The sequence below is a fragment of the Pusillimonas sp. ANT_WB101 genome (genome assembly GCF_008369125.1).
GTDB lineage: Bacteria > Pseudomonadota > Gammaproteobacteria > Burkholderiales > Burkholderiaceae_B > Allopusillimonas.
This window is the reverse complement of record NZ_VOAY01000001.1, coordinates 1,581,680-1,601,804: the sequence shown is the minus strand read 5'-3', so window position 1 is coordinate 1,601,804 and position 20,125 is coordinate 1,581,680. Positions and strand designations below refer to the sequence as shown.

The 20,125-nt window shown below is 52.8% G+C and carries 21 protein-coding genes; 9 read left to right on the top strand and 12 right to left on the bottom strand.

The window, feature by feature from the left end; all coding sequences use genetic code 11:
* Nucleotides 1-58: 58 nt before the first annotated feature.
* The 3 genes from FQ179_RS07220 to FQ179_RS07210 form a co-directional block, all read right to left on the bottom strand.
* Nucleotides 59-2,650: a TonB-dependent siderophore receptor gene (locus FQ179_RS07220; RefSeq protein ID WP_149396526.1), complete on the bottom strand. Its 2,592-nt coding sequence runs from the start codon at nt 2,648-2,650 to the stop codon at nt 59-61.
* A 318-nt stretch (nt 2,651-2,968) separates the two neighbouring features.
* Nucleotides 2,969-3,241, bottom strand: coding sequence for a DUF4880 domain-containing protein (locus tag FQ179_RS07215; RefSeq protein WP_149396525.1), 273 nt, complete (start codon nt 3,239-3,241; stop codon nt 2,969-2,971).
* Nucleotides 3,242-3,263: 22 nt separating this feature from the next.
* Entirely contained in the window at nt 3,264-3,809 is a 546-nt protein-coding gene (locus FQ179_RS07210) for a sigma-70 family RNA polymerase sigma factor (RefSeq protein WP_149396524.1), read from the bottom strand.
* 317 nt (nt 3,810-4,126) lie between these two features.
* On the opposite strand from FQ179_RS07210, the gene FQ179_RS07205 reads away from it, so the two are divergent.
* The 4 genes from FQ179_RS07205 to FQ179_RS07190 are packed head-to-tail and all read left to right on the top strand — an operon-like array spanning nt 4,127 to nt 7,377.
* Nucleotides 4,127-4,678: a cytochrome oxidase gene (locus FQ179_RS07205; protein ID WP_149396523.1), complete on the top strand. Its 552-nt coding sequence runs from the start codon at nt 4,127-4,129 to the stop codon at nt 4,676-4,678.
* Nucleotides 4,675-6,210, top strand: coding sequence for a cbb3-type cytochrome c oxidase subunit I (locus tag FQ179_RS07200; protein ID WP_149396522.1), 1,536 nt, complete (start codon nt 4,675-4,677; stop codon nt 6,208-6,210). Before FQ179_RS07205 ends, FQ179_RS07200 begins: the two co-directional genes overlap by 4 nt.
* Entirely contained in the window at nt 6,182-6,799 is a 618-nt protein-coding gene (locus FQ179_RS07195) for an SCO family protein (protein WP_149396956.1), read from the top strand. The genes FQ179_RS07200 and FQ179_RS07195 overlap by 29 nt, the downstream gene beginning before the upstream one ends.
* Nucleotides 6,796-7,377 carry a hypothetical protein gene (locus tag FQ179_RS07190; protein ID WP_149396521.1) on the top strand — a complete coding sequence of 194 codons (582 nt, stop codon included), beginning with the start codon at nt 6,796-6,798 and terminating at the stop codon, nt 7,375-7,377. The genes FQ179_RS07195 and FQ179_RS07190 overlap by 4 nt, the downstream gene beginning before the upstream one ends.
* A gap of 101 nt (nt 7,378-7,478) precedes the next feature.
* Here FQ179_RS07190 and FQ179_RS07185 read toward each other — a convergent pair whose 3' ends face one another.
* The 4 genes from FQ179_RS07185 to FQ179_RS07170 are packed head-to-tail and all read right to left on the bottom strand — an operon-like array spanning nt 7,479 to nt 11,624.
* A complete protein-coding gene (locus FQ179_RS07185) occupies nt 7,479-8,276 on the bottom strand; it encodes an SDR family NAD(P)-dependent oxidoreductase (protein WP_149396520.1) in 798 nt (265 codons plus the stop codon).
* Between the two features lie 3 nt (nt 8,277-8,279).
* Nucleotides 8,280-9,053: a citryl-CoA lyase gene (locus tag FQ179_RS07180; protein ID WP_149396519.1), complete on the bottom strand. Its 774-nt coding sequence runs from the start codon at nt 9,051-9,053 to the stop codon at nt 8,280-8,282.
* Between the two features lie 18 nt (nt 9,054-9,071).
* Nucleotides 9,072-10,583 carry a class I adenylate-forming enzyme family protein gene (locus FQ179_RS07175; protein WP_149396518.1) on the bottom strand — a complete coding sequence of 504 codons (1,512 nt, stop codon included), beginning with the start codon at nt 10,581-10,583 and terminating at the stop codon, nt 9,072-9,074.
* Nucleotides 10,584-10,625: 42 nt separating this feature from the next.
* Nucleotides 10,626-11,624 (bottom strand): Bug family tripartite tricarboxylate transporter substrate binding protein, encoded by a 999-nt coding sequence (locus FQ179_RS07170; protein ID WP_370459841.1) that lies wholly within the window; start codon nt 11,622-11,624, stop codon nt 10,626-10,628.
* Between the two features lie 116 nt (nt 11,625-11,740).
* Between FQ179_RS07170 and FQ179_RS07165 the strand changes: the two genes are divergently transcribed.
* The 3 genes from FQ179_RS07165 (at nt 11,741) to FQ179_RS07155 (ending at nt 14,437) form a co-directional block, all read left to right on the top strand.
* Complete coding sequence (locus FQ179_RS07165; protein WP_149396517.1) at nt 11,741-12,496, top strand: IclR family transcriptional regulator; 756 nt, start codon at nt 11,741-11,743, stop codon at nt 12,494-12,496.
* Between the two features lie 91 nt (nt 12,497-12,587).
* Nucleotides 12,588-12,959: an RNA-binding S4 domain-containing protein gene (locus tag FQ179_RS07160; protein WP_255474868.1), complete on the top strand. Its 372-nt coding sequence runs from the start codon at nt 12,588-12,590 to the stop codon at nt 12,957-12,959.
* 359 nt (nt 12,960-13,318) lie between these two features.
* Nucleotides 13,319-14,437, top strand: a complete 1,119-nt coding sequence (locus tag FQ179_RS07155) for a muconate/chloromuconate family cycloisomerase (protein ID WP_149396515.1) — start codon at nt 13,319-13,321, stop codon at nt 14,435-14,437.
* A 66-nt stretch (nt 14,438-14,503) separates the two neighbouring features.
* Here the strand turns inward: FQ179_RS07155 and FQ179_RS07150 are convergent, their stop codons facing one another.
* The 5 genes from FQ179_RS07150 to FQ179_RS07130 form a co-directional block, all read right to left on the bottom strand.
* Nucleotides 14,504-14,704: a hypothetical protein gene (locus tag FQ179_RS07150; protein ID WP_149396514.1), complete on the bottom strand. Its 201-nt coding sequence runs from the start codon at nt 14,702-14,704 to the stop codon at nt 14,504-14,506.
* Nucleotides 14,701-15,222, bottom strand: a complete 522-nt coding sequence (locus FQ179_RS07145; protein ID WP_149396513.1) for a zeta toxin family protein — start codon at nt 15,220-15,222, stop codon at nt 14,701-14,703. The genes FQ179_RS07150 and FQ179_RS07145 overlap by 4 nt, the downstream gene beginning before the upstream one ends.
* A 232-nt stretch (nt 15,223-15,454) precedes the next feature.
* Entirely contained in the window at nt 15,455-16,231 is a 777-nt protein-coding gene (gene pcaD, locus FQ179_RS07140; RefSeq protein ID WP_149396512.1) for a 3-oxoadipate enol-lactonase, read from the bottom strand.
* Between the two features lie 35 nt (nt 16,232-16,266).
* Nucleotides 16,267-16,542 carry a muconolactone Delta-isomerase gene (gene catC / locus FQ179_RS07135; RefSeq protein WP_149396511.1) on the bottom strand — a complete coding sequence of 92 codons (276 nt, stop codon included), beginning with the start codon at nt 16,540-16,542 and terminating at the stop codon, nt 16,267-16,269.
* A 135-nt stretch (nt 16,543-16,677) separates the two neighbouring features.
* Nucleotides 16,678-17,604: a tripartite tricarboxylate transporter substrate binding protein gene (locus tag FQ179_RS07130; RefSeq protein ID WP_149396954.1), complete on the bottom strand. Its 927-nt coding sequence runs from the start codon at nt 17,602-17,604 to the stop codon at nt 16,678-16,680.
* Nucleotides 17,605-17,845: 241 nt separating this feature from the next.
* Between FQ179_RS07130 and FQ179_RS07125 the strand changes: the two genes are divergently transcribed.
* Together FQ179_RS07125 and FQ179_RS07120 are read left to right on the top strand one after the other, a co-directional pair.
* Nucleotides 17,846-18,742, top strand: a complete 897-nt coding sequence (locus tag FQ179_RS07125; protein WP_149396510.1) for a LysR family transcriptional regulator — start codon at nt 17,846-17,848, stop codon at nt 18,740-18,742.
* Nucleotides 18,743-18,923: 181 nt separating this feature from the next.
* The gene (locus FQ179_RS07120) at nt 18,924-20,060 is read left to right on the top strand and encodes an aminotransferase class V-fold PLP-dependent enzyme (RefSeq protein WP_149396509.1); all 1,137 of its coding nucleotides are present in this window, start codon (nt 18,924-18,926) and stop codon (nt 20,058-20,060) included.
* The last annotated feature ends 65 nt before the right edge of the window (nt 20,061-20,125 follow it).

The following is a 20,125-nucleotide window of genomic DNA, read 5'->3' as shown; positions in this document are numbered from 1 at the left end:
GGTTCTTGCCTGCGTTTATGACAGCAGGGCTTAATTCGGCCTTACACAGCAGTTAGGCTTAATACTTGTAGGCGGCCGTCAGCAAGAAATTGCGCGGCGCGCCTGAAATATACGAGCGCTCATGCTGGTAATACACTTTGTCAAACACATTGTTAATGTTCAAAGCCAGGCTTAACCTTGGGTTGAACTGATAGCGGGCCATGACGTCAACAATGGCGAAAGCATCTTGTTTCATCAGCTGTTTTTCGCTTTGTGTGTAGTAACGGGGAATCCACTGTGACTGCGTGGCGCTTTGCCATCTAAGGCCCGCGCCCAGTGTTATTTTTGGGTTTAGCTTGTAGCTGGTAAAGAGCTTGAGTGTCTTTTCTGGTGCACGGTAGCTGGCCATAAAATCGGTCATGTCGACCATGGAATAGTTTATGTAAGAGTCAGGGCTAATCTGACGCTGGCGCACATAGCCAGCCGATATCTTCCAGCGCGGCGTAATGTCCCCGGCCATGCTTATTTCATAGCCATACACTCTGTACCCGTCAGCCAAGCCTCTGTTACTGGTGCGGTAGATAACGTCGTGCATGGTGTAGAAGGGGAAGTCTTTCTGCACCATCTTGAAGTAAGAAACAGCCACATCAAGCCGGTTGTCGAAGAAGGCACCTTTGAGGCCAACTTCGCGGGTTACACCGCGTATCGGCGGCAGCCACTGCTTGGTGTAATAGTGGCGATTGCTGTCGTAATTCTGGTCGCGAATGTAGGTAGTGGTATGGCTGGCATAGGCGTTAATTGTGGGCGTTAACTCCACCACGAGGCCCACATAGGGCAGGAATTTGGGGCGTATGTCTGGGTTGCTGGTGGCTTTGTATGGCTTATCTTTCCCGCAGGTGGGGTCTACCTGGCCGTTGTGGCACGTGCTGTAGACAGGCTTTTGGGTTTCGCGCGCCCAGCGGCCGCCCAGCAGCAAGTGCGTACGCGCTATCGGTTGTAAATGCGTAGAAAAATACAGGCCAGTCTGGCGTCGTTGCAGATGATGAATGTACTTGTAGGTGTACATGTCGTCATCTTTCCAGACCTCGGGAGGAACGTTGCCGCCTGCCTTGTTCCAGTCGCTGATGGGGTAGCCGAGTGTTGTTCGGTTTTCAGGACTGTCGCCGCATGTATCCATGGCCATATACGGGCAACGAAACACCATTACGTCAGGCGACGAAACGGGTTCAGTAATCTTGGCATAGCCGCCGTACATTTTGCGACGTACATCATAGGAATTGGCACCCACCACCAGCTGCTGCGGCCTTCCCAGCACCTCTACCGTGCCTTTTAAATACGCATCAAAAGCATTGACGATGTTCTGCCCGTGCCTGCGGTCAGCAACGTAATTGGCCTTGTCGGCCCACGGTACAAAAAAGCGGGTGCCAAGTTCGCCATACAGGCGATCATCCACATTATCGGCATGGTTGTAGCTAAGCCTGATCAGCCAGTTATCCGAAAAATCATGCTCGTAGTTGGCGAAAAAATTGGTGTATTTGCGGTGAGTGCGGGACCACGGCGTGGCATTGTTGAAGTTGCGTTCTTCCTCGGAGGTGGGGTACACCCAGTACCTGGGTTTGCCTTTTGACTCAGGGTATTTAAACTCCTCAGGCCAGGCGTCGTCGATCTGAGAAAAACGCGTAATGCCATGCGGCGAAGCACCGCGCAGCTTGAAATCGTAATGCGTCACGCCCAGGTTGATGCGGTTGCTGTCGTTGATGTCCAGGGCGGTTATTAACGAGAGGGTCTTGGAGTCGTTGTTGACCCTGTCCACCCAATGATCGCCGTTTTGATAGGCTGTGGCGATGCGGGCACGCCAGCTTTTGCTTTCGTTAAGCGGCGTAGAAAAATCAAGCTCCCCGCGCCGGGTGTTCCAGCTGCCCGCCTTGACGGCAGCATGCAGATGGCGATCGCGATAAGGGTGTTTGCGCACAAAGTTCAGGCTGGCCGACGGGTCACCCGAGCCTGCGGTAAGGCTGGTAGAACCCCGTATAACATCAATGCGTTCGTACAAAAACGTGTCTTGCATGCCTATGCTTTCATCGCCTTCGCCCGACAAAATAAAATTGCTGGCCATGATGCCGTCCATTTGCACCGCCCGCACAGGAAAGGTGCGGGCGTAAACGGGCTGGCGTCCGGCGCCGGCCACGCCAGCGCTAACTAGCGTGATGCCGGTTGTGTGTTTGAGCACTTCATCCAGCTGCAGCAGGCCCTGGTCTTGAATGCGCTGCGCCGTGAATGTAGTGATGCTTTGTGGCGTTTCTTTAGGGGCCAGGTCAAGTTTGGTGGCCGACTGGGTGGAGCGTACGGTATAGCCGGTGTTGGGGGCCGTCCCTTCTTCTTGAGTGCCAGTAATAATGACGCGGTCGAGCTGGTCAACGCGGCTGGGCGTTTTGGCGCTCTCTTTTTTTGGGGCAGGCTTGTCAGCGCTACTTGTTGCGTCGGAGGGCGTGGCAGCGTTTTGAGAGCTCGCCGGTATTGCATCGGCGGCGGGCTGCGTTTGTGCCTGTACGCTGGCATGCGTGGTTAAGCCGGCGGCCAGCGCAATCCCTATCAGGCTTCTCTTGAACGGTGGCACTGAGATGGGTTGTGCAAGACCGGGCGGTACGTGCATGGACGCGGAAGCAGTCATTGAATCTCCAGATCGAATAAAACGTATTCGCCTATAGAGACACGCAGGCAACACCCAGAGTGCAAGCCTGTATCGCCAAGATACAATTTTTTAACCGTTGACCGTGTTCCGTCTGTGAGATGGCAAGGGCCTCTGCTTCTGCCTGCCTGTCCCCGAAGCGGCTGTTGTAGGAACTTCTTGCGATCGCATTGTGGATGCGTCAATGTTTGCCTTGCATGTGATCGCCCATAGGCCATGAAGCCCAACCCATCAGTGCTGAATGCTCTTGATAAAACGCGTTCGACTGTCTTAGAGAAATTTGGCGCGTCGCGGATTAGGTCAGGGTGGCTTTCTGCGTCGCGGTGTGCGAGCACGCGGATGCTGCCGGGTCAACACATGCATGGCAATATGCGGCGGCATGTCATCCAGCTGGCACAACACTTCTTGAATGCGACCCCAGGCTTGCCGATGGGTGGGGCAAGCTTCAAGCCATGTTGACCACTGATTGTGGTCATCAGCGGTTGCGGTGTCTGCCTGTAAGCAGGCGTACCAATAGGCCGCCTCAAACAGCACGGTGTCAGAAAGAGAGGGGGCGTGGGCAGAGGCAGCCATGGGTCGATGACGAAAGACGGGTTTACGGTGCCAGGCGACAACACTGCGTTAGGGCGCGTGCAATGTAATACTTGACGCTACGCAGCGATACATTAAGCCGTAGCGCGATTTCAGCGTAGGGCATGTTTTCAAACTGTGCCAACAAAAACGCTTGTTTTGCCTTGGGGCCCAGCCCGTCGAGCATATGATCGAGTTCGAGCAAGGCTTCTTTGATGAGCGCCTGGGTTTCAGGTGATGGGGCCACGTCGACCGGCATGGATGCCAACGCCTGGGCATAAGCCTGCTCAATAGACTGGCGTCGATAAAAGTTGGCGACCAGGCGGTTTGCTACGGTGGCCAGGTAGGCACGGGGCTCACGTAGGCCATCTGCCTGCAGCCCTGACTGCGCGTACAAAACCCGCAAAAACGTTTCTTGAACGAGTTCCTCTGCGTCTGCGTGGCTGGTAACCCGCTTGCGCAGCCAGTGGTTAAGCCAGCGATGATGCTGCCTATACAGTGCCTCGGCACTGCAGGACGGTATAGTGCGCAACGAAGGCGGCGTACCGTGGAGCGTGGAGGAGCTCAGCATGATGGGGCAGGCGTATCTATTACGTTGTCATCACATTCGTAATAATAATGATTCGCATTGCAATGAGCAAGCATTGATGTTCAGACATCCGTGGTCTGTCAGCCTCAGCGTCATTGGCGGTTTTTTTCTGCTTAATCGTTCGGGCCCATTGAAACCCTACATTTGTGTAGAAATTCATTCGTTCTCAGGCAGTAAAACCAAAAAAATTATCTTGCGCAAGAAGGAGGTGGTTACTGATAGCAATTGTCGGTAGTGAGTGTTAACCTCTTGCAATTGAAGAGTTTTTCGGCGACCTACTACTAAAAGGGGGGAGCATCGTGATTCTTCAAAATCAGATCTGGTTAATTACCTTGTCGGGCATGGGGCTGGTTGCGTTAGGGTTTCTATACGTAATCAGCCAGGCTCGAAAGCCAGCAGACGCCACACAATATAAAAAAGCACACAGGGCATTCGATGTGTTGCGGAGATGGCTGTTTGTTGCCTTGCTTGTTCTAGGCGTGGGCGTCACTTACAAAACCTTGTGGCATTTTCCAATTCCCCAGCAACACGCCTCGCTGCAGGCCGCACAGGTGGTCAAGGTGGTTGCCCATCAGTGGCGGTGGGAGCTTAGCGAAACGCAAATCAAGGCGGGTGTGCCAATAGAGTTTCGCGTGACCAGTGCCGACGTTAATCACGGCTTTGCCATTTACGACCCTGATAATCATATCGTCGTACAAACTCAGGCTATGCCTGGGTTTGAAAACAGAATCCTTCACACATTCAAGCAGCCCGGTACCTATCAGATTTTGTGTCTGGAATATTGCGGGCTGGCGCATCACGGCATGATCAGTAAATTTGAAGTCTTGGCTAGCAAGGAGGGTGGGGCATGAGCACGCTTACGCTATACCCGGAAAACGAGCAATTACCGCGTGGTGAACGCATCGTCTTCAATCTTTATATGGTTACCGCACTGGTGCTGTTCGTGCTGATGATGCTGCTAGGCTTGACCATGCGCTCGATGCAGGCTCAGTGGTTGGGCGACCAGCCGGTATTGTTTTATCAAATACTGACCATGCACGGTGCAGGTATGGTTGGCACCATGAGCTTGGGGACGCTCGCTGTCATGTGGTTTTTCCTGCGCAAGTACGTCCGTTTGCATGTGTGGGCTTTTACAGCTAATTACGTGCTCTTTATGCTGGGCGCCCTGGCCATTATTGCTGCGGTATTTGCTGGTGGTTACGCGGGCGCGTGGACATTTCTCTATCCATTGCCAGTCAAGTCGATGGGCATCTGGAGCATTCATGCTGCCGCATTATTTATGGTTGGCTATTTATTGATAGGCGTCGGTATGCTGCTGTTTTATATGGATGCGGCAGCGGCCATTATTCGCACTTATGGCAACCTCGGTAAGGGGCTGGGCCTGCAGTGGTTGTTCAGGGGTGAGATAAACCCTGATCACCCAAAGGCCGTGGTGGCAGGCACCATGGTAATTATCGCTAACTCGCTGGGCATTCTTGCCGGTGCCGTGGTGCTGGTTATGAGCCTGGTTAATGCATATTTTCCAGAAATGGCGCTCAATGCACTGCTCGCCAAAAACCTTATATATTGGTTTGGCCACATGGTTATCAACGCAACCATTTATATGGGTGTGATCGCTGTGTATGAATTGCTGGGTCGATACAGTGGCAAGCCTTACAAGATCACACGGCCGTTTCTGTGGTCATGGGCAGTGAGTACGGTGTTCGTTATTGTCGTGTTCCCGCATCATTTACTCATGGATTATGCCCAACCGCGGTGGTTGGCCGTTATGGGGCAGGTTGTTTCGTTTGGCGCAGGCTTCCCGGTCTTTTTGGTGACCGCCTATGGTGTGCTTACCAATATTTATCGCTCCAACATTCAATGGCAAATGCCATCCAGGTTAATGGTCTTGGCGGTATTCGGCTGGGCTGCTGGTATTGTCCCTGCCATCATTGATGGCACGATTAGCGTCAATCTGGTTATGCACAATACTCAGTGGGTACCGGGGCATTTTCATTTTTACTTGTTGCTTGGCGTGCTTCCGATGATTCTGGCGTTGTTGTTTCATGTTATCGGCAACCGGGCCCACAAGGTTAATGATGAGGGCATGGATAAAGTGAGCCTTACTGTCTATGCCCTGGGTGCAATGGCATTTGCCCTGGCCTTTTTAAATGCCGGGCACATGAGTGTGCCGCGCCGTTTTGCCACCCACATTGCTCAATGGGTTCCTAACGATCAATTTGGCGCGATTGCTGCGCTTTTCGTGATTCTGGCAATGCTGTGGTTCGCCGGGCGTATTATTTTCGGCCTGCTAAGGGCGCCAGGCGATGGTTACCCTGGGAGTAGTTCTGATGCAGGCTCAACAAAGCGGGCCGATGTCGGTGCTCCGCACGCTACTGGCTAGTTTGGTTTTGCTCGGTGTTGGCGGCGGAATAATTGCAGGCCTTACCGACAGCTTTCAGGCCTTTACCACCGAGACGGCCAGACGTGTGAAGGTGCGTGCGGCACCCCAGCTAATGCCGGCTGTGGCTCTTGAAACGCATTCAGGTAAGCGCATTAACCTGGCCGACATGCGCGGAAAGTGGCTGGTTGTGGACTTTATCTATACGCGCTGCGTCAGCTACTGTCTGGCGCTCGGTAGCGAGTTCGCGCAGCTTCAAGATAGCCTTGCAGGCGCACTGGCTTCGGGCAAGCTGCAGTTGCTCAGTATTAGTTTTGATCCTCAAAACGACACGCCAAGCCAGCTTGCCGGGTACTTGCAACGTTCGGGTAGTCGAGGTTCGGGCTGGCTTGCTGCGCGCCCGTTAAATAACAATGATCTAAATCGGCTCAAGAAGGCATTTGGCATTGTTGTCATCGCTGACGAACTCGGCGGTTACGAGCATAATGCCGCCATTCAAATTGTCGACCCACAAGGGCGGCTTGTTGAAATTGTTGACCCTGATGATCAGGCGCGCGTTGTTCAGGTGATATCGCGGGGCATGGCCCAATGAGCGCGATCGTGCCACGCCATTATCTGCACCTGGTGGCAGTTGCCTACCTGACGTTGCTGCTTCCACCTGTGCGACATACGTTAGAAGCCACCATGACCGGGCAGATGCTGGTGCAGATTCCGCTGTTGATAGCCATAGGCTATTTTTTGGGCCGTGCGATGGCGCCGCATCTGCCATCCTGGATCGCACATTGGAACCACGGTGGCGTGACGGGGTTGGTACTGACAAGCATCTCCGGCCTGGCCTGGATGCTGCCGCGCCTGCTTGATGCCTCAGTGGCCGAGCCATGGGCCATGATTGCCAAGTTTATTTCCGTACCCCTGCTGATTGGCGTGCCATTTGGTATTAGCTGGCCACAGGCAGGGTTTATCGTCAGAGGCGTATTCCTGCTTGAACTTATCGCCACCTTTTTCCGCCTGGGCTGGCTATTTTTGATTTCACCAACTCGTCTGTGCAGCAATTACTTGCTAAGCGACCAGCAGCGTTTGGGCGAGTATTTATTGGTCATTGGAGCGGGGCTATTGTTGATCACGGCTTTCAAACTGGTGTTTGGCCGATTTGGTGGCAGGTTGCGGTAATTGGGTGGGCAGCGAGCTTTGTAAAGATGGTCAGAGGTTGCGCCTCCCGTCCCTTTGAACGGACAGGATGAGGCTCTGCCAGGTTATCGTCACACAAAGGGTCAGCTGAATTTTCCCGTGATACCCCCATCGACTGTCAGCTCTGTTCCGGTAATGTACGAGGCATCGTCCGAGGCTAAAAATGCAATGGCATTTGCGACTTCCCAAGCTGTGCCCATGCGCTTCATGGGCACTTGCTCATTGCGCTTTGATCGCATGACGTCGGCATCACCATCCACTGAGAATGCTTTTGCGACATTTGCCTGGATTCGGGGTGTGTCGATCAGCCCGGGTATGACGGTATTAGCACGGATACCTCGACCTGCATATTCATGTGCAAGCATACGCGTAAACTGAATCACCGCAGCCTTTGTGACGCTGTATGCCAGATGCGGATAGCCAATATAGCGCAGGCCTGCAATAGATGAAACGGTAACGATCGAACCGCCTCCCTTCTCGAGCATGATGGGAATAATGAGTTTGCTCCCGATCAGCAGACTCTGTATATTTACCTGATGCACTCTATCCAGATCGCTTGGCTCAGTTTCGGCGACGCCCCCGATTTTTCCAATGCCAGCATTGGCTATATATACATCGATGCCGCCAAACTCGCTTTTGGCTCGGGCAACGGCATCTGCCATGGCCTCCATATCAGTAACGTCGGCTTGTAGCGGCAGAGCAATACCGCCCGCTTTTCGAACCTCTTCAGCAGCATCCTCTGCCGCCTCCGGGTTGATATCTACCGCGACCACCCGCGCTCCGAGGCGCGATAACGTCACGCAGCTTGCCTTGCCGATACTCCAGCCAGTTGCGCTACTGCCGGCGCCACCGATGAATACGGTTTTGTTATCAAGCCGCATCGTTTAGCCCTCGGTACTATTTTTTACGTACGGAATCGCGTGGTCAATGTTGTCCCAAATGAAACGGCCGCTAGGTACGCGTTGCTCTTCTGCTATATGGGACACAAGGCCGGCTGCGCGTGAGATGACGGCAAATCCTCGCATCAGTTTGGAGGGGACTCCGATCTCTCCCAGCAGTGCAGCGACAGCACCGGTTGCGTTGATGGTGATGTGCTTGCCGTAAACATCATCGATGGCAGCGTTGAGCACCAGCAAGGCGTTCACATGTCGTTGCGGCAGTTCGGATTCATTTTGTGCCAGAGCAATCAGTTTAATTGAACGCGGATCATCGGGTTTATGAAGGTGGTGCCCAAAACCTGGAAGGTGTGCCCTGGTTTCCTTGAATGACTCTGCAATGTTGCGTGCTTCCTGCTTCATATCCTCAGATGCTAGGATGCGTTCGAGCAGTTCTGCACAGTTTTCCATGGTCCCTACAAACTGGCTACCAACGGCGAGAAGTCCTGCAGACACGGCCCCTTGCAGGCTCTCAGGAGCACTCATGTAGATCAGGCGTGTTGCAATGGCACTTGGGGTCAGGCCATGTTCCATCAGTGTGATCATCACCGCATCCAGAATTCTTAGATCGACGGCGCGGGGTCTGTGCCCCAGTATTTGGGTAAACATAACATCAGAAAAAGTACGCTCGCCAATGAGTTCATTTACGAGGTCTTTGTCCCGATAGTTCATGCCGGTAAGGGTGTGAGAGCAGAGTTCTGTGGTCGGTGTGGGCTGGCTCATGTCTATCTCTTTGAATTGTCAGTTATTTAAAGGGTTCGCAGAACGCGATGCGATATTCAGTGCTTGCTCTTTGACGGCAGTCTTAAGAACCTTGCCAACTGCGGATCGTGGAAGACTTTCGTAGAAGTGGATCTTTTTCGGCGTATGAACCGGGCCCAGCCGATCTTTTACGAAAGCCTTGAGTTCATCTTCTGTGATGGAATGACCGGGCTTGAGTTGAACCGCGGCATTGACGGCTTCGCCCCATTTGTCATCAGGTATTCCGAACACAGATGCTTCGTGTACAGCAGGATGCGTCGACAATGCCCCTTCTACATCAATTGGGTATACATTGAAACCGCCAGTAATGATCACATCGCGCAACCTATCCTTGATAAACAGAAACCCTCGTTCATCGAGATAGCCAACATCACCTGTGTGGAGACGGTTGTTTTTGATGGTCTCAGCCGTCTTTTCCGGGAGCTTCCAGTAGCCAGTCATGACGAGTTCGCCCTGTATGGTGATTTCGCCAGTTTCACCTGTCGGCAGCACACTGCCATCGGGTGCAACAATGGCGATGTCCGAGTACCACGTGGCACGTCCTGCAGAAGCCTGGTTGGCTGTGTTTGCCAGCTCATGTGGCCGTAACAGCGTTGCGATTTGTGGCGCTTCGGTTTGGCCATAGGTCGTGGCAATTACTGGGCCGAAGAAGTCCAGGGCCATGGTGATCTTCTCCACAGGCATGGGTGCACCTCCATAAATCAGTAAGCGCAGCTTGGGGAAGTTTGTTCTGTTCACGCCCGAAATTGCCATTAATTTATAGATTAGCGTAGGCGGCATGAAGGTCATGGTGCCGCCTTGGTTTCCGAACGCATACAAGATATCGTCGGCGTCGCTAGAGGTACAGAGCAACAGTGTTGCTCCTTGTGCCAGTATCGGCAGTATGTAAGTGCCAGTTCCATGGCTGATCGGTGCGCAGACAACGAACTTATCGTCCTTTGTGATGTCCCACCCGCCAATCTGATTGACAATGCCTGCCATCCAGGCCCTGCAAGGTTGCATGACGCCCTTGGGTAGTCCTGTAGTGCCACCGGTAAATTTGATAGCCTGAGTGTCATCTCTTTCACGAGCGGTTACCGCGGGTATCTGACCACGATACTGGTTCGTAATTTCATCAAACTGGGCGAACCCTATCTTTTGCCCCTTGTAGGTGGAGAGAAGGGCGTCGCCTTCCTGATCGACCAGTACGGTGCTTGGTTTTGTAACGTCCAGAATGCGTTCAAGTTCGGGTGCCGTGCTGCGGTAATTGAGAGGCACCCAAACTTTACCCGCCGTCAGTATCGCCAGCATACCCACGATATACGCCGGGGCGTTCGCAGCGCACATAGCGACACGAGTTCCTGGGTCGGGATCAGCCTTCTGCAATGCGCAGGCTAGCGCGTTCACAGCTTCACCCAGTTCTCGGTAAGTTATCTTACTTGTGACAATTTCAATGGCAATATTGTCAGGATAGAGTCGTATGGCACGTTGCAGGAAATCGATGGGTAGCATATCAATGGTTCTATTTATGAGTGTTGACGGCGGGTCTTGGGATCAGTTCGCAGAGAGGTTTGCTTCCTTGACAACGCTCGCCCATTTATCAATTTCTGACTGCGTGAATGCTTTCATTGTTTTAGAAGTGTTTGGCTGTTGTGGTGCCGTGAAGCCACTCTTCTTGAATGTGGTTTTTATGTCTGATGACTCAAGCGCACGGTTCAGCGCAGTATTCAGAGTCGTTACGATTTCTGCGGGCGTGCCTGCGGGCACAGAGAGTCCAAACCATGATTGCACTAGGAAGTCTTTGACACCAGACTCACCAAACGTTGGTGTATCTGGAAGTGCAGGAACTCGCTTCTCTGTGGTGACAGCCAAGGGGCGAAGCGCTTTGGAGTTAATGTGTGAAATGGATGATGGCAGATTGTCGAACATAGAACCGACCTGGCCGCCAAGCAGATCGGCCACCGCAGGCCCACTGCCTCGGTAAGGAACGTGCAATATGTTTGTGCCAGTCTTTATCTTGAAGAGTTCGCAAGACATGTGGATGGACGATCCGATGCCAGAAGATGCACAGGTGAGTTCGCCCGGGTGTTTCTTGGCATATTGAATGTATTCATCGACCGTGTGAATAGGTAGTTTTGGATTGACAACCAGCACATTCGGAATGGTAGCCATCAAACCCACAGGCTCGAAATCTTTTACAAAATCGTAGCTAAGGTTGTCGTAGAGAGCACGATTGATGGTATTAGCAATAGTGCCTACATAAATGGTGTATCCGTCTTTCTTGCTTCGGGCGACGTACTCTGCTCCGATGTTGCTATTGGCACCAGCTTTATTTTCGACAATGACTGTCTCGCCAAGCTCTGTCGCCATTGACTTGGCCACTACACGAGCAAGAATATCCGTTGCACCACCTGCGGCGTATCCAACCACAATGGTGATCGGTCTCTCCGGATATGCTGCGTTCGCCGGCGAAAGCATTGTCCACGATACAGCGATGCATAGCGTAGCAAGCATCAGTTTTCTTGGGCTCAACATAAAAGTGATGGGGGGCATGTCGTCTCCTTTGTTTATAATATGAACAATCATTAGAATTGTTCCAACAGATACTAGTGCCATATCAGGCTTTCTTGTATTTAATCTGTCCAACATATGAACATTTAAAAGTAGATATGCTATCCAAAGAATCTGAACCAGCTGGGCCCAAGACATTTTCCCGAGGCTTGGACATCATGGACGTGTTGCGTCATGCAGGTGATGAAGGCTTGAGGGTTACGGAAATTGCCCGGCTGGCAGGTGTGCAGCGGACGAGCGTGTATCGATTTCTGGATGTCCTCATTGATCATGGCTACTTGCTGGAGCCGGATGAGCAGCGTCGGTATGTTTTTAACCATGCACGCTTAGCAGTGCAGCCGTCGATAGCCGGTACGATAGAGCGGCTAAAGCCGGTTTTGCAACGTATCAGCGCGCAGACGGGGGATTCGTCTTTTCTGGTTCGACGGGAAGATGGTGATTCTCTATGCGTTCATCGTGAACTGGGCTCGTATCCCGTTCAGGTTCTCACGGTAACGATAGGTTATCGGCAGCCCATGGGTGTAGGGGCTGCAGGTCTCGCGTTGCTTTCGAGTCTGGCAGATGAGGACATCGACCTTGTGTTAACTGCCAATGATAAAAAACTTCCACGTTTTGGGGGCATGTCGAGCAGTCAGATGCGCAGGCTTATACAGACAACTCGAGAGCGTGGTTGGTCAGCGGTAGGCAATGCAGCTGTGCCTGGTGTTATGGGCGTGGGCGTGCCGCTTCTTCGTCGTACTGGTGCGCCAATTTTTGCGGTGAGTGTTTCGAGTGTGATCGATAGAATGCCGCTGAAGCGTCAGAAGTTTATTATCGATGTCATCAGGCGCGAATTGGAGACGGTTTACGTTTGAATACCTGTAATTCGCTAATCGTGATGTGTACTCAGCGTGCAGAGTTATCATTGTTCGGGCCATAATGAATGGGTGTTTACAGGAAATTTACATGCGTCTCGACAAGTGGCTGTGGGCGGCCCGGTTCTTTAAAACCCGTGGTATCGCCAATACGGCAATAGACAGCGGCAAGGTAAAGCTCAATGGTTACGCCGCCAAGCCTTCAAAAATGGTCAAAGCGGGCGATAGGTTGCAGATACGCGCGGGCGACCAGTTGTGGGAGGTCGACGTGCTAGCGCTCAATGAACAGCGCAGGCCTGCCAGCGAAGCTCAGTTGCTCTATGCTGAAACGCCTGAAAGCGTCCAAGAGCGTGCGCGGCAGGCTGAACTGAACAAACTTGCACCCACGCCGATGCCAGACCGCAAGGGTCGGCCTACTAAACGTGAACGGCGGCAGTTGGAGTCTTTTCAAAAGGGCCCTTGAGCGAACTGCAATCAAGAAGCTGAGTATCAAAGCGATCAGATGCCGTTTAAAGCCATATCCCGTTTGACATTCCCTCCGATTGCGGGTGGTTGGCGCACACTGTCAGCACCGTGCATCTGACGGGCGTCTGACCTGATTTCGTACTCGAAGGCTTGGAACCGTTGTGTAGCTCAATAGTTCGATTAAGCAGGCTACAGCCACGAAAAGAAACGAGCAGAAACAAGTTCGGGCTGCGCGCATAAAGGCCGACCTGAATGGCATACCTTAAAGGTATCGTCAGCAACTTAAACAATATTAGACCGGCTACCTGCGCCAACCTATACTTCGAGCGTATTTGAACAACCAGCTCTGGGTGCGTGATGGATCAAAAAATAGTCGAGGTAAACACCTGTATTGTTGATATTCCAACGATACGGCCCCACAAGATGTCTGTGGCGACCATGCAGCATCAAAGCCTGGTGCTTGTACGCATACGCACGTCGGGCGGCACAGAAGGGGTAGGTGAGGCAACCACTATAGGCGGGCTGAACTATGGCCCGGAGAGCCCAGAGAGCATCAAAACCAATATTGATACCTATTTTGCGCCATTAATTTTGGGGCAGCCCATAGCGTCGCCATTGGCGCTGCGCGGCAGGATCAACAAGGCAATTAAGGGAAATTATTTCGCCAAAAGCGCCATTGAAACAGCGGTGTGCGATGCCTACGCCAAAGTGCTCGGCGTTCCACTTGCTGCACTGTTTGGCGGCGCGGTGCGCAGTCACATCCCGGTGGCATGGACACTAGCCAGTGGCGATACCCAGACAGATATTCGCGAGGCCGAGCACATGCTGCACAGCCGGCGACATAATGTATTCAAGCTCAAGGTTGGCCTGCGTTCGCCCAAAGACGATATTCGGCATATTGCATCCATCAGGCAAGCACTAGGGGCAGATGTCAGTATTCGCATTGATGTTAATCAGGGCTGGTCAGAAACGCAGGCGAGGTCTAATTTGCAGGCATTGGCTGACGCTGGCGTTGAGCTGATTGAGCAGCCTGTGCACGAGAAAAATATCGACGGGTTGCAAAGACTAACGGCACTGGGCATTTTGCCTATCATGGCGGATGAGTCATTAAAGGGCCCGGAAGATGGTTTCGTGCTGGCTGCAAAGCGTTGTGCTGATGTGTTTGCCATCAAGATTGAGCAGGCTGGCGGTCTGTATGCGGCAAAGGATTTGATCGCTATCGCGCAGGCGGCTGATGTTGCGCTGTACGGTGGCACCATGCTGGAGGGGTCTGTATCTACCCTGGCGGCGGCTCATCTGTTTTCGACTATAGAAGATCTGGAGTGGGGCACCGAGTTGTTTGGCCCCTTGTTGCTTAAAGACGATATTCTTGCCGAGCCATTGGATTACAGCGATTTTTCTCTGAAGTTGCCTGAAGGCCCTGGCCTGGGGCTCACGCTGGACGAAGATAAAATACGGTTTTACACGCGTAAGTAACGTAGATGGCCTGTGCACCATACGCTCACGCCACAAGTTAGCATCACCTGACCGGGTGTGTCCGACCTATAGGGAGCCAGGTTCTGCGGTTGTGTTTTTACGAAGCTCTTCTGCGGGAATTCGTATCAACTTTCCGTCTTTGACAACCACAATGGCCGTATCGGTTTGAATTGCGGTCTGACGCGCTGATTTGGCAGCTCTTTGTAAAGCGGCTAACGAGGCGCGTAAATCCGCGTTTTTAGCGGTGGAAATATCGGGTGTTTTCATGAGTTTTCTCCCCATTCTTGTAGCACTGGTTCTAGACCCGAATTATCGTACTTTGCCCAATTATGCACTAAAGGTTTGTAATATTGGTCGATATTACGCAATCCTGACGCAAAGCGGCGGCGGATGACAAGTTCAAGAATGTTATGTCCGCCTTGTTGAACTCGTTCAGCAACTCGTTTAATGGCGGCTTCGGCGTTGGGTAAAGCCAGAAAATATAAACTTTCCTGATAGCCTAGCTTACGCCATTGCGTAATCTGACGCAGATAACTGCGACCCGACAACGTGGTTTCAAAGGCGAAGCTCTCGCCTCTTTTTGCTAACGCAGCAATTTCGTTCAACATGAGGCGGCCCGCTTTGAGGGCGGCCGCTTCAGGAGCAAAGGGTGACAGGCCTGCCGCAATTAAATTCGCATTGATGAAGTGGGGGCATTGTGCCTCTTCTGGCAGAAAAGAACGTGCAAAGGTGGTTTTTCCTGCGCCATTAGGACCAGCAATGGTAATTATCTTCTTTTCTGTCATACCTTCACTACCTGCTTTATCGCTGCAATATTAAGTTGCTTCTGCAAATCTTGTTCTGCTCATAATATCCTCATCAATAGACATTATGAGACAACATTGTCAGGTGGACTCGAGTTGATTCACACATTATCGATCGACGACATTGCCAACGAGGCCGCGCAGTAGAACGCACATGCTTGCTGGCAGAATTTGTGGATAAGCTGAAACGTGTCGGCGCATCGCGCCGGCGGTGTTATACCAGAAACTGCAACACCGCCTGATTGAACGCCTGGCTTGCCTCGATGTTGGAAAGATGGGAGGCTAGCAGGTCTACTCGCTTGGAACCAGCAATACGGCTGGCCATGAAGTCAGCATCGGCGGTGGTGGTGACGGGGTCATGCGAGCCAGCAATAATCAGAGTGGGTGCGGTGATGGTTGCAATCTCTTCGCGCAAGTCAGCATAAGCCAAGGCCTCACAGCACGAGGCATACCCTTCCGGGTTAGTGGCGCGCAATGCATCAGTCAGTGATGACACGGTTGACGGTTGCGACGCGGCGAATGCCTCGGTAAACCATCGGGGCGCTGCACCGTCGGCAACAGGCGCCATGCCTTGTGAACGCACCAGGTCGGCGCGCTCTTGCCATGCTTCAGGTGTGCCGATTTTTGCTGCGCTATTGCAGATAATTAGTTGCGATATACGCTGTGACGCATGAATGGCAAGCCATTGCCCCGTCACACCACCCATGGAGATCCCGCAAAAAGCCACTTGGCTCAGGCTGAGATGATCCAGCAGTTTGATCACGTCGTTGCCCAGTTGCTCCAGCGTATAAGGGCCCTTGGTAGCGATCGAAGCCCCATGCCCGCGCGCATCATAAGTAAGTACGGTGAAATTCTGTCGCAAGGCCTCAGTCTGGGCTGCCCACATTGATTCTGTGGTGCCCAGTGAGTTGGAAAACATGACAACCGGTGCATCGCGTTTGCCATCGAGTGTGTAATGAAAATAATCGCTGTCAAAGTGGGCGGTGGTCATGGGATCAAACCTTGCGATGGAAGGGGGGGGAAGGGTTAGATGGCCGAAGGGTGCTTGCACAGGGGGGTAATGTGCATGGTCATATACGAAAACAGCGGAAGCTCGCTTAACAGTGTGTGAAGCTCGTCATTGCTGTCGACGTCAAAAATGCTGATATTTTTATATTCACCTACTACTCGCCAGATATGTCGCCATTTACCTGAGCGCTGCAAGGTCTGTGAGTAATCTTTTTCACGCTGCTTGATCTCTGCGGCGACTTCGGCTGGCATGTCGGCAGGCATGTTGACGGTCATTTCAACCTTAAAAAGCATAGAGCTACCTCTGGTAATTTGTGTGGGTAGACGCCTGAGCAGCATAAGTGCTCAAGCGTCTGCTATTTGCTGTGTTAATGGCGGGCTCTGCAAGAGCCTGAACATACAGCGTTCAAGCTTAAAGCAGTTAGCCGCTCAGTTAGCCGAAATACCCGTTTCAGCGATAATTTTCTGCCATTTATCTGTTTCGTTGGACAAATAAGCGTGCAAGGCTTCAGGCGTACTACCTATTGGTTCAGCGCCTATGGTACCGAAAATTTTCTTAACTTTTTCAGACTGCATGGCTTTGAGCATGGAGGCATTCAGTTTTTCAATGATCTCGGGCGAGGTTCCTGCGGGTGCAAAGGTCCCAAACCATGGCGTCAGTTCATAGCCTTCTACCCCGCTTTCGGCAAGCGTAGGCAAATCGGGTAATGATGAAGAACGGGTGGCGGTGGTAATGCCCAGCGCCTTGAGTCGGCCTGCATCAATATAAGGCTTGGCCGATGTAATGCTGTCGAACATGTAATCGACCCGACCGCTGATTAGATCGCTGACGGCGGGCCCGCTGCCTTTATACGGAACATGCAGCATGTCCAGTTTCTCGAGGTAGGTAAACAGCGCGCCTGCCAGGTGGATCGATGTGCCGACGCCCGCCGAGGCGTAGCTGTACTTGCCGGGTTCGGCCCGGGCCTGTGAGATCACATCTTGTACTGAATTGACGTCGCTGCGACTGGCCTGCGTGACCAGAATATTAGGTACGGCAGCGAGCAATGAAATGGGCGTGAAATCGTTGATGGGGTCGTAGTTGAGCTTTTTGTACAAGGCTGGGTTTACCGCCATGCCGTTGGCCACAATCATAATGGTATAGCCATCAGGCTTGGCCTTGGCCACGTATGACGCGCCAATATTGCCACCCGCGCCGGGCTTGTTTTCGACAACAATACTCTGGCCCAGGTCTTCGCCCATGCTTTCGCTGAGCACCCGCGCAATGGCATCCATGGCGCCGCCGGGAGGAAACGGCACTATCCATGAAATCGACCGCTCGGGATAGCTCTCGGCATGCGCAACCGAGGCGATCATTGGCGCAAGCAGGGCAGAAGCGACAAGGGCGGTGCCAGCCAGTGCCCCTTTCCCACGGTTAAGCCACGTCGTGCTTTGCTTGTCTTTATTTTGGGAACGAGTTGTTGTTGAGTTCAATCGGGTCTCCTTGGCGCTTGAGTTGGCCGCCATCGTGTGTAGTAATGGGCCTGATTATGTCTGTAGCCATTGTCTGCTGTCTAAGACTATATTTATCGGTATCAATACTTTTTGGGTATGCATCGTGGAATTAAGGCAGATTCGTTATTTTCAAAGAGTGGCGACGCTGCTCAGTTTTACCAAGGCAGCTCAGTCGCTGCACATGGCCCAACCTCCGCTTAGTCGGCAGATTAAGCTGCTTGAGGAGGAGTTGGGGGTAGATCTGTTCGAACGGGTCGGGCGCGGCATTCGGCTGACCGAGGCGGGGCGTTATTTTTTAGATCAGACAGGTCACATTTCACAAAAACTGGCCGAAACGGTGAAGGCCACGCAGCGTATAGGAAGGAAGGACAGGCGCTGGTTCGGGCTGGGGTTTGTTCCTTCTGTGCTCTATGGTTATATGCCAGAGTTTATTCGGCAGTTGCGTGAGCTGGATCCTCAGGTTGAGATTGGGCTGGTAGAGCTGACCACGCTGCAGCAATTCGATGCCCTTAAAACTGGGCGCATAGACATCGGTCTGGGTCGCATTCTTCTTGCGGATGCCGAAGTCGAGCGTGTGGTGCTGATCGATGAGCCGTTGATTGCCGCCTTGCCTGTCAGTCATCCTCTTTCGTCCAGATCGCAACTCTCCTTGGATGATATGTTGGATCAGCCGTTGATTTTGTACCCGGCGAAACCCCGTCCCAGTTACGCTGATCACTTGTTGGATTTATTCAATAAGAATGGCTACACACCCAATGTCGTCCAGGAAGTCAACGAATTGCAGACAGCCATTGGTCTGGTGGCGGCAGGGGTGGGGGTGGCCCTGGTGCCAGCGTCGGTGCGAGGCCTGCACCGACCTGATGTCGTATACGTTGAGCTGGATGCGTCTGGTTTTACGTCTCCCGTCATGTTAAGTTGGCGGAAACGTGATGATTCTGATTTCCTAAGGTCCGTAATCAGCCTTGCGCGGGCAACTGCGTTAGGTGAAGCTGGTTGCTGACCCGCATACGCGAGTATTATCAAAGTATTTACCGCAAGGCGTAGTCCGCAAAACGGGTTGCGGTTTGCAATCCGTGCTCGTGGCCGTTAGCTGGCTCACGTTCACGACCTTATCGCCATCGGGCTGGCTTAAGTTTTGTCAGATCCGTCAAGCGGTGACCGATTTTTATCCGGAGACAAACATGCCCAGCCTGTTGCCCAACACTGATCCTGAAGGCTTGCTTGAGTACTCGGTGGTTTACACCGACCGCGCAGTCAACCATATGTCGAATGCCTTTCAAGTCGTAATGCGCGATATTTCTCGCATACTGAAAGAGGTGTACAACGCGCACTCGGCAATTGTGGTGCCCGGTAGCGGCACTTACGGCATGGAGGCCGTAGCAAGGCAGTTTGCCACCGGCAAAAAATGCATGGTGATCCGCAATGGCTGGTTCAGTTATCGCTGGAGCCAAATCTTTGACATGGGCAGCATCCCATCAGAAACCATTGTGCTTAAAGCGCGGCCTGTAGAGGATGGCAGGCAGGCAGCCTATGCGCCGGTACCCATCGACGAGGTGGTTGCTGCCATCAATGAGCATAAACCTGCCATGGTGTTCGCGCCGCATGTCGAGACGGCTTCAGGCATATTGCTGCCCGATGACTACCTGAGCAAAGTGGGTGAGGCTGTGCATGCCAACGGTGGCATGTTTGTGCTTGACTGTATTGCCTCCGGTACCGTCTGGGTAGACATGCCGTCAGTCGGGGTGGATATCTTGATTTCGGCGCCCCAAAAAGGCTGGAGTGGCCCAGCGTGTTGCGGGCTGGTCATGCTTAGTGAACTGGCGCGGCAAAGAATTGACGAAACTGTCAGCACCAGTTTTGCCTGCGACCTGCGCAAATGGCTGCAAATCATAGAAGCGTATGAGAAGGGCGGCCATGCCTACCATGCCACCTTACCTACCGATGCACTCACAGCCTTGCGCAATGTCATGCTTGAAACCGAAGCCTATGGCCTTGAAAAGGTGAAGGCAGAGCAGCAACAGTTGGGGCAGCGCGTACGGGCGCTTCTGCGCGAGCACGGTTTCAAAAGCGTCGCCGCATCTGGCTTTGAGGCTCCGGGTGTCGTTGTTTGCTATACCGACGATGACGGTATTCACTCTACTAAAAAGTTCAGTGAGGCTGGCCTGCAGGCAGCTGCGGGTGTGCCACTGCAGTGCGACGAACCTAAAGACTTCAAAACATTTCGTCTTGGCCTGTTTGGGCTGGATAAATTGCACAATATTGATCGCACCGTGGGCACGCTAGAGGCGGCTCTCGATAAGATCATGGCAACCGCCTAGTTCACGAAGCTCGCCTGACAACTTAATGGCGCGCCAAGTTTATGGCTTGGTGCGCCTTATTGTTT

Coding starts and splice junctions, on each gene's coding strand:
- FQ179_RS07220 (WP_149396526.1), bottom strand. CDS start 2,650: ATGACTGCTTCCGCGTCCATGCACGTACCGCCCGGTCTTGCACAACCC.
- FQ179_RS07215 (WP_149396525.1), bottom strand. CDS start 3,241: ATGGCTGCCTCTGCCCACGCCCCCTCTCTTTCTGACACCGTGCTGTTT.
- FQ179_RS07210 (WP_149396524.1), bottom strand. CDS start 3,809: ATGCTGAGCTCCTCCACGCTCCACGGTACGCCGCCTTCGTTGCGCACT.
- FQ179_RS07200 (WP_149396522.1), top strand. CDS start 4,675: ATGAGCACGCTTACGCTATACCCGGAAAACGAGCAATTACCGCGTGGT.
- FQ179_RS07195 (WP_149396956.1), top strand. CDS start 6,182: ATGTCGGTGCTCCGCACGCTACTGGCTAGTTTGGTTTTGCTCGGTGTT.
- FQ179_RS07190 (WP_149396521.1), top strand. CDS start 6,796: ATGAGCGCGATCGTGCCACGCCATTATCTGCACCTGGTGGCAGTTGCC.
- FQ179_RS07185 (WP_149396520.1), bottom strand. CDS start 8,276: ATGCGGCTTGATAACAAAACCGTATTCATCGGTGGCGCCGGCAGTAGC.
- FQ179_RS07180 (WP_149396519.1), bottom strand. CDS start 9,053: ATGAGCCAGCCCACACCGACCACAGAACTCTGCTCTCACACCCTTACC.
- FQ179_RS07175 (WP_149396518.1), bottom strand. CDS start 10,583: ATGCTACCCATCGATTTCCTGCAACGTGCCATACGACTCTATCCTGAC.
- FQ179_RS07170 (WP_370459841.1), bottom strand. CDS start 11,624: ATGCCCCCCATCACTTTTATGTTGAGCCCAAGAAAACTGATGCTTGCT.
- FQ179_RS07165 (WP_149396517.1), top strand. CDS start 11,741: ATGCTATCCAAAGAATCTGAACCAGCTGGGCCCAAGACATTTTCCCGA.
- FQ179_RS07160 (WP_255474868.1), top strand. CDS start 12,588: ATGCGTCTCGACAAGTGGCTGTGGGCGGCCCGGTTCTTTAAAACCCGT.
- FQ179_RS07155 (WP_149396515.1), top strand. CDS start 13,319: ATGGATCAAAAAATAGTCGAGGTAAACACCTGTATTGTTGATATTCCA.
- FQ179_RS07150 (WP_149396514.1), bottom strand. CDS start 14,704: ATGAAAACACCCGATATTTCCACCGCTAAAAACGCGGATTTACGCGCC.
- FQ179_RS07145 (WP_149396513.1), bottom strand. CDS start 15,222: ATGACAGAAAAGAAGATAATTACCATTGCTGGTCCTAATGGCGCAGGA.
- pcaD (WP_149396512.1), bottom strand. CDS start 16,231: ATGACCACCGCCCACTTTGACAGCGATTATTTTCATTACACACTCGAT.
- catC (WP_149396511.1), bottom strand. CDS start 16,542: ATGCTTTTTAAGGTTGAAATGACCGTCAACATGCCTGCCGACATGCCA.
- FQ179_RS07130 (WP_149396954.1), bottom strand. CDS start 17,604: ATGATCGCCTCGGTTGCGCATGCCGAGAGCTATCCCGAGCGGTCGATT.
- FQ179_RS07120 (WP_149396509.1), top strand. CDS start 18,924: ATGCCCAGCCTGTTGCCCAACACTGATCCTGAAGGCTTGCTTGAGTAC.